Source organism: Azospirillum sp. B4 (assembly GCF_000333275.1).
Lineage (GTDB): Bacteria > Pseudomonadota > Alphaproteobacteria > Azospirillales > Azospirillaceae > Nitrospirillum.
Map to the genome: position 1 here is coordinate 1 of NZ_BACU01000319.1, position 8,464 is coordinate 8,464.

Sequence of the window (8,464 nt, forward strand, 5' to 3'; positions counted from 1 at the left end):
CTGGAAAACCTGTTGCAGACCCTGCGTAATCTGGGCCCGGTGCGGCTGGGCGCCATCGGTGCGTGGCCCTGCTGATCATCGCCCTGTTCGGCTTCCTGTTGTTCAACGGGTCGTCGCCGAACATGGCCTTGCTGTACAGCGACCTGTCGCCCAGCGATGGCGGCGCCATCGTGCAGCAGCTGGACCAGATGCAGCCCAAGGTGCCCTACCAGGTCAGCCCCGACAGCACCCGCATCGAGGTGCCCGCCGACCAGGTGGGCCGCATCCGTATGCTGATGGCCCAGCAGGGCCTGCCCACGGGCGGCAACGTCGGCTATGAAATCTTCAACCAGGGTGAAAGCCTGGGCACCACCAGCTTCATGCAGTCCGTCCAGCAACTGCGCGCGCTGGAGGGGGAGCTGTCGCGCACGGTGAACACGCTGGCCCCGGTGCAGCAGTCACGCATCCACCTGGTGATGCCCAAGCGAGAGCTGTTCAGCCGGGAGGCCCAGAAGGCCACGGCCAGCGTCGTCCTGCGCCTGCGCCCCGGCCAGCAGATGAAGAAGGAACAGGTGGCCAGCATCCAGCACCTGATCGCCGCGTCCGTGCCGGGCCTGCAGCCCGACATGGTGTCGGTGGTGGATGACAAGGGCAACCTGCTGGCCCGCGGCATGGGGTCCGACAGCAAGGAAGCCATGATGGCCACGGCGGAGGAGAAGCGCCTGGCCTATCAGCAGCGCCTGACCGACAAGGTCGAGGAGATCGTGGGCCGGACCGTGGGCATGGGCAAGGTGCGGGCGGAGGTGACGGTCGATATGGACTTCGACCGCATTACCACCAACAGCGAGATATTCGACCCCGACAGCCAGGTCGTGCGCTCCACCGAGACCAACAACGAGAACTCGGAAGACATCAACAAGGAGGGGCAGGATCCGGTGACGGTGGCGAACAACCTGCCCTCCGCCAACGCCGAGAACGCCACCAACGGCTCGTCCAGCTCCAAGACCACCAAGACCAACGAGCGCACCAATTACGAGATCAGCAAGACCGTGAAGGTCCATGAGCGCGAGGCCGGCCAGGTGCGCCGCCTGTCGGTCGCCGTGCTGGTCGACGGCAACTACGTGCCCGACGACAAGGGGGTCGCCCAGTACCAGCCGCGCTCCGACGACGAGCTGCAGAAGCTGGCGTCGCTGGTCCGCTCCTCCATCGGCTATGACGGCTCGCGCGGCGACACGGTCGATGTCGTCAGCATGAAGTTCGCCACGCCGGAAGGCGAGCTGGACGCCAAGGAAGAGACGCTGTTCGGCCTGCCCAAGCAGGACGTGTTCCGCATCGCCGAAACCATCGTGCTGGCCATCGTCGCCATCCTGGTCATCCTGCTGGTCATCCGGCCGCTGGTCGCCCGCGCGCTGGACCGCACGCCGCAGCTGGACGAGGAGCCGGACCTGCTGTCCGACAGCGGCGGCGTGCCCCAGTTGGCCGGCCCTGGCGGCGGTGCCCTGGCCCGCGAACTGGCGTTGGAGGCGGCGCAGGCCAACGAGGAATTGGAACAGATGATCGACATCAACCGCGTCGACGGCCGCGTCCGCGCGTCCTCACTGCGCAAGGTGGGTGAGATCGTCGAGAAGCATCCGGAGGAGGCCGTGTCCATCATCCGGAATTGGCTGTACCAGGAAAATTGAGCGCGGACGTGAGCTTATGACCAACATCCGCAGGTTCCTGTTCGACAATTCCTTCGACCCCGAAGGCCGCCGCGTCGAGGTGGCGGAGGACTTGCCGCCGCCCCCGCTGGCGCCACCGCCGCCGCCGGAACCCCCGCCGCCGCCGCCACCCCCGCCGGAACCCACCTTCAGCCTGGCCGACCTGCAGCAGCAGGTGCGCATGGCGCGCGAGGCGGCCTACGCCCAAGGCCACGCCGAGGGCATGGCCGCCAGCGCCGACCAGACCCAGAAGGCCCTGGCCGGCGTGCTGAACCAGCTGCAGGGCAGCGTCGCCCAGCTGATCCAGGCGGAGACGCAAGGGCGGGCGCAGCGCACGCAGAACGCCATCCGCATGGCGCTGGCCATCGTGCGCAAGCTCTTCCCCGCCATGGTCAAGCGCCACGGCTTGGTGGAGGTGGAGGCCACGGTGTCCTCCTTCCTGGCCGAACTGTCCGACGAGCCGCGCCTGCTGGTGCGCGTGCATGAGAACTGGCTGGCCCCGGTGAAGGAGAAGATCGAGGACATGGCGGCGCGCCAGGGCTTCGCCGGCTCCATCGCCGTGGTGGCCGACCCCCGGGCCGGGGAGCTGGACTGCAAGGCCGACTGGGGCGACGGCGGGGCGGAGCGCGACGTGGCCGCCCTGTGGGCGGAGATCGACCGCATCGCCGGCAACCTGGGCCGCCCGCTGGAGGACGGCCGCGAGGCGGCGGAATAGTCCCCGGCGGGACAGTTGTGTTATGGCATGCGTGGTTATCAGACGCGTGGATGGGGCCGGCGGCCCCGGCGTTGAGAGACGAGGGAAACGATGAGCCTGGATGATTTCGACGGCCAATCAGGCATGGACGCCGATGGCGCCCCTATCGTGAAAGACCTGGAGGCCGTCTACGACATCCCGGTTCAGATTTCCGCCGTGCTGGGCAAGTGCACCATGCAGGTGAGCCAGTTGCTGAAGCTGGGTCGCGGCGCGGTGGTGGAACTGGACCGCAAGGTGGGCGAGGCCATCGACATCTATGTCAACAACCGCCTGGTGGCCCGCGGCGAAGTGGTGGTGGTGGAAGACCGCCTGGGCGTGACCATGACGGAAATCATCAAGTCGGAACGTACCTGACCACCCTATTCCCAGCTTGAGAGACGAGAGCCCCTTGAACACCCGCCCCCCTTCACCGACCCTGCGCGCCGCCGGTTCCACCGGCCCCGGCGCCCGGACGGCCGCGGCCACCGCCGCGCCGGTTCCCGGCGGGGCGCCAGAGGCGGCGAACGAGGCCAAGGGGCCGGCGGCGATCATTCCAGCCCCCCTGCCGGAACCGGTACGGGTGCGCCGTGGCCTGGACCTCACCACCGTGCTGGGCCTGGCGGCGGGCTTCGCCCTGGTGTTTTCGGCCCTGGCCTTCGGCGGACACGCGCGGGCCTTCATCAACGTGCCCTCGCTGATGATCGTGGTGGGCGGCACCATCGCCGTCACCATCGTCTCCTTCGCGCGGGAGGACCTGGCCGCCTGCCGGCGGCAGCTGACCCGGGCGCTGATGCGGCCGGTGGCCGACATCGCCGACGTTTCCGGCTATGTGCTGCAGATGGCGGAAGCCGCGCGGCGCAACGGTCCGCTGACCCTGCAGCCGCTGATGAAGGACAAGGGCGTGGAGCCCCTGCAGGCCCGCGCCATCGAATTGGTGGTGGACGGCATCGCGGCGGAGGATGTGGAGCGCATCCTCCGCACGGAGATCGAGGCGCAGCAGGCGCGGTCGCGCCATGGCGCCGCCGTGCTGCGCCGCGCGTCGGAGGTGGCGCCCGCCATGGGCCTGATCGGCACGCTGGTGGGCCTGGTGCAGATGCTGGGCAACCTGCAGGACCCGGCGGCCATTGGCCCCGCCATGGCCATCGCGTTGCTGACCACCTTCTATGGCGCGCTGGTCGGCAACATGGCCCTGGCGCCCCTGGCTGGAAAACTGGAACGCAACACCGACGCCCAGGCCATCGTGGACACGTTGTTCATGCTGGGCGCCGTTTCCATCGCCCGGCAGGAGAATCCGCGCCGGCTGGAAATGATGATGAACACGGTCCTGCCGCCGGAGCTGCGGCTGAACCATTACGACTGACGGTTTGGACGATGGGCGCACCCCGGTCGGGGCGCCCTGGTTTGAAAGGGTTTTGAGCGATGCGGTTGCTGATCGTAGGAACGCTGGAAGGCTACATCACGGCGGCGGGCAAGATCGCGCTTCAGAAGGGCGCCAAGGTCGCGCACACCGACAGCATCGGCGGCGCGCTCAACGCCCTGCGCGGCGGTCAGGGCGCCGACCTGGTGATGATCGACGTCAAGCTGGACGTCGGCATGCTGATCGAGGCGCTGAAGACCGAACGCATCACCGTGCCGGTGGTGGCCTGCGGTGTCGCCACCGACGCCCAGGCGGCGGTGAAGGCCATCCGCGCCGGCGCCAAGGAATACATCCCCCTGCCTCCGGACGCACAGCTGATCGCCGCCGTACTGGAGGCGGTGGCGGAGGAAAGCCACGCCATCGTCAGCCGCGATCCGTCCATGGGCGGGGTGCTGCGCCTGGCCGACCAGATCGCGCCGTCGGACGCCAGCGTCCTGATCACCGGCGAATCCGGCACGGGCAAGGAACTGATGGCCCGCTACATCCACCGCAAGAGCCGCCGGGCCAACGCGGTGTTCGTCTCGGTCAACTGCGCCGCCATCCCGGAGAACCTGCTGGAGTCCGAGCTGTTCGGCCATGAGAAGGGCGCCTTCACCGGCGCCGTGGCGCGGCGCGTGGGCAAGTTCGAGGAAGCCAACGGCGGCACCCTGCTGCTGGACGAAATCTCGGAGATGGACATCCGCCTGCAGGCCAAGCTGCTGCGCGCCATCCAGGAGCGGGAGATCGACCGGGTGGGCGGAACCCAACCGGTGAAGGTCGACATCCGCGTGTTGGCCACCAGCAACCGCTTCCTGGAGGAGGAGGTGCGGGCCGGCCGCTTCCGCGAGGACTTGTTCTTCCGCCTGAACGTGGTGAACCTGGCCCTGCCGCCCTTGCGCGAGCGCCCGGCCGACATCGCCGTCCTGTCCCAGCATTTCGCCGCCAAGTATTCCGAGGCCAACGGCCTGCCTGAACGCACGGTGGGGCCGGAGGCGCTGGCCATGCTGCAGGGTCACCGCTGGCGCGGCAATGTGCGCGAGCTGGAGAACACGATGCACCGCGCCGTGCTGCTGTCGCGCGGGACGGAGATCGGCACCGACGCCATCCTGCTGACCGGCGCGGAACCGGCGGCCCCGGCACCCGGTTACAGCGCGGTGGCCCCGGTGGCCGCCCGCGCCACCGCCGTGGCCCAGCCCCAGACCGCCGCTGGTGACCCCGGCGCGTCCGGCACCGCCGGCCTGGTGGGCCGTAGCGTGGCGGATGTGGAGCGCGACCTGATCATCGACACCCTCAGCCACTGCCTGGGCAACCGGACGCATGCCGCCAACATCCTGGGCATCTCCATCCGCACCCTGCGCAACAAGCTGAAGCAGTACAGCGACGAAGGCGTGGCCGTGCCGCCCCCGGCGGGTGGCGAACTGGACCGGGCGGCGATGTGAGGTGCTGGTGACAGCGACCGGAAAGAGGGATCATGGCTGACCAGACCGCAGCCTCCGGCGGCAACCCGTTGCAAGCCGCCTTCGGGAATCTGAGGACGGCGGGCCCCGCCCTGCTGAAGCGGACGGAGATTCTGTTCGCGCTGGGCATTGTGACCATCCTGGTCATGCTGGTCATCCCCCTGCCCACCTTCCTGCTGGATTTGGGCCTCGCCGTCTCCTTCACCTTTTCCGTCCTGATCCTGATGACGGTGCTCAGCATCCAGAAGCCGCTGGAGATGAGTTCCTTCCCCACCATCCTGCTGGTGTCCACCATGTTGCGCCTGGCGCTTAACATGGCGTCCACCCGCCTGATCCTGGGGCACGGGCATGAAGGGACCCAGGCCGCCGGGCACGTCATTCAGGCGTTCGGCGGCTTCATCATGGGCGGTAACTTCATCATCGGCGTGACGGTGTTCGCCATCCTGGTGATGGTGAACTTCACCGTCATCACCAAGGGTTCCGGCCGTATCGCCGAAGTGGCGGCGCGCTTCACCCTGGACGGCATGCCCGGCAAGCAGATGGCCATCGACGCCGACCTGTCGGCCGGCCTGATCGACGAGGGCGAGGCCAAAAAGCGCCGGCGCGAGCTGGAGGAGGAAAGCCAGTTCTTCGGCGCCATGGACGGCGCGTCCAAGTTCGTGCGCGGCGACGCCGTGGCCGGCATGGTCATCACCTTTCATCACGTCGTCGTCGGCATGATCATCGGCGTCGGCCAGAAGAACATGTCGTTCCTGAAGGCCGGCGCCACCTATACCCAGCTGACAATCGGCGATGGCCTGGTCAGCCAGATTCCGGCGCTGATCGTCTCGCTGGCCGCCGGCCTGATGGTGTCGAAGTCGGGCCAGTCGGGTTCCGCCGACAAGGCGCTGTTCGGGCAGCTGAGCTTCTACCCCTCCGCCATGGGTCTTAGCGCCTTCCTGTTGTGCGCCCTGGCCCTGCTGCCGGGCCTGCCCTTCCTGCCCTTCATCTCCCTGGCGGTCGCCCTGTTCGCCGGCGCCTATTACCTGCCCCGCCTGCGCAAGGCGCGGGCCGACCAGCCCGCCGAAGCGATGGCCGGCGGCGCGCCCGGCGCCCCCGGGGGGCCTGGCGGCCCACCGGCCCCGGCGCCGGAAGAGCCCATCTCCTCCGCCCTGGCGATCGACCTCATTCGCCTGGAACTGGGCTACGGTCTCCTTTCCCTGATCAACACCGACGCCGGCCACCGCCTGACCGACCAGATCAAGGGCCTGCGCCGCCAGCTGGCCAGCGAGATTGGCATCATCATGCCGGCGGTACGCATCCAGGACAATTTGCAGCTGCCACCCAACGCCTATGTCATCCGCATCAAGGAGATCGAGGCCGGCCGGGGCGATGTGCGCCCCAATATGCTGCTGTGCATGGACCCACGCGGCGAGCCCATCCAGCTGCCGGGCGAGGTGACGACGGAACCCACCTTCGGCCTGCCCGCCATGTGGATCGAGCCGGCCTATCGCGAGGAAGCGCTGTTCAAGGGCTTCACCGTCGTCGACCCACCCACCGTGCTGACCACCCACCTGACGGAGGTGGTGCGCGACAACATGGCGGACCTCCTGTCCTATGCCGAGACGCAGAAGCTGCTGGATGAACTGAGCAAGGAACAGCAGAAGCTGGTGGCCGACGTCATCCCTGGCCAGATCGGCGTGGGCGCGCTTCAGCGCGTGCTGCAGAGCCTGCTTGGCGAGCGCATCTCCATCCGCGACCTGCCGGCCATCCTGGAAGGCGTGTCGGAGGCGACGGGCTACACCCGCAATATCACCCAGATCACGGAACATGTGCGCGCCCGCCTGGCCCGCCAGATTTCCGACAGCCACACCAACGACCAGGGCTACATCCCCCTCATCACCCTGTCGCCGGAGTGGGAACAGGCCTTCGCCGAATCCATCGTGGGCGACGGGGACGAGCGCAACCTGGCCATGGCCCCGTCCCGCCTGCAGCAGTTCATCACCGCCGTGCGCCAGACCTATGACCGCCACGCGATGATGGGTGAGTCGCCGGTGATGCTGACCAGCCCAGGCATCCGCCCCTTCGTGCGGTCCATCATCGAGCGCTTCCGCCCGGCCACCGCCGTCATGTCGCAGAACGAAATCCACCCCAAGGCCAAGATCAAGACCCTGGGGCAGGTGTGAATCGGGGGGCCCAGGGCTTGGCTGAGCTGGGCATGGGGGTGCCGCGCCCAAAACTGGCTAACGCAAAATTAAGCATGCCCGGTGTAAATGGCTTGGCCTGCGGGAAGGGTCGCGTCCACGCCCTTATCGCTGATGCAACGGCAACGATAAAATGCCATCCTTGGGACCTTGACGTATTTGTCCTTTTGACGGCAGACAGGCCTAGTTGACCCGCGCAGGGGCGCGAATGACCTGGAACAGTGCGGCCGGCGGGGCGATCCGCCAGCCTGGCCGAATCGGCATCGCGTTCGGCAGGATGAGTTTTGTGGATGCCGCGAATGGTGGGCGCAGCCATCGCGGCGCCGGTGGCAGGGTCCCACGGGGGTGGTCCCTGTGGGGAGGTGGAGTGGATATGGCCCCTAGGGCAGGAAAATCATGCGGCTGAAGTCCTTTCACGCCCCGACGATGGGTGAGGCCATGCGCCTTGTCCGGGAGGTGCTGGGGGATGACGCCATCATCGTCGCCACGCGCGAGGAGGAGGGCGTCGGCGTCCGGGTGACGGCGGCGGTGGAGGAATCCACCCCGGTTCACGGCATTTCCGCCATCAATGACCGCTATCCCGACCCGCTGGCCCCCGACCCCGCCGACCAGGTGACGGACATCCTGTTCCGTCACGGCCTGCCCGCCGACCTGAACCAGCGGCTGATGGACAGCATCGCCGACTTCGACGCCAAGGACGCCCAGACCCTGCTGGCCGCCGCCCTGGAATCCGTCTTCACCTTCCAGCCCTTGCCCGAAGGCCGCTTCCCCAAGCCCTTGATGCTGATCGGCCCGCCCGGTGCCGGCAAGACGCTGACGGTGGCCAAGCTGTGCGCCCGGGCGGCGTTGAAGGGCCGTCCGGTGGGCGTCATCTCCACCGACACGGTGCGTGCCGGCGGCATCGACCAGCTGGCGGCCTTCACCCGCGTGCTGAAGCTGCGCCTGATGACGGTGGAGGATCCGCTGGCCCTGGCCGACGCCCTGGACGTGCAGCGGGGGGCGGAGCAGGTGCTGGT

General features: G+C 68.1%; 6 protein-coding genes and 1 pseudogene. All 7 read left to right on the plus strand.

Going from position 1 to position 8,464, the window contains the following annotated elements; all coding sequences use genetic code 11:
• The first annotated feature begins 62 nt into the window (after positions 1-62).
• Positions 63-1,661 carry a flagellar basal-body MS-ring/collar protein FliF gene (fliF, locus tag I55_RS14130; protein WP_252181141.1) on the plus strand — a complete coding sequence of 533 codons (1,599 nt, stop codon included), beginning with the start codon at positions 63-65 and terminating at the stop codon, positions 1,659-1,661.
• 16 nt (positions 1,662-1,677) lie between these two features.
• A complete protein-coding gene (locus I55_RS14135; RefSeq protein WP_044561229.1) occupies positions 1,678-2,394 on the plus strand; it encodes a FliH/SctL family protein in 717 nt (238 codons plus the stop codon).
• Positions 2,395-2,484: 90 nt separating this feature from the next.
• Positions 2,485-2,787 carry a flagellar motor switch protein FliN gene (fliN, locus tag I55_RS14140; protein ID WP_044561230.1) on the plus strand — a complete coding sequence of 101 codons (303 nt, stop codon included), beginning with the start codon at positions 2,485-2,487 and terminating at the stop codon, positions 2,785-2,787.
• A 34-nt stretch (positions 2,788-2,821) separates the two neighbouring features.
• The gene (locus I55_RS14145; protein WP_252181142.1) at positions 2,822-3,772 is read left to right on the plus strand and encodes a motility protein A; all 951 of its coding nucleotides are present in this window, start codon (positions 2,822-2,824) and stop codon (positions 3,770-3,772) included.
• Between the two features lie 59 nt (positions 3,773-3,831).
• Positions 3,832-5,247 (plus strand): sigma-54 dependent transcriptional regulator, encoded by a 1,416-nt coding sequence (locus I55_RS14150; protein WP_044561231.1) that lies wholly within the window; start codon positions 3,832-3,834, stop codon positions 5,245-5,247.
• A 32-nt stretch (positions 5,248-5,279) separates the two neighbouring features.
• Positions 5,280-7,430, plus strand: coding sequence for a flagellar biosynthesis protein FlhA (flhA, locus tag I55_RS14155; protein ID WP_049974116.1), 2,151 nt, complete (start codon positions 5,280-5,282; stop codon positions 7,428-7,430).
• Positions 7,431-7,844: 414 nt separating this feature from the next.
• Positions 7,845-8,464, plus strand: a pseudogene (locus I55_RS14160) (GTPase); the annotation flags it as partial.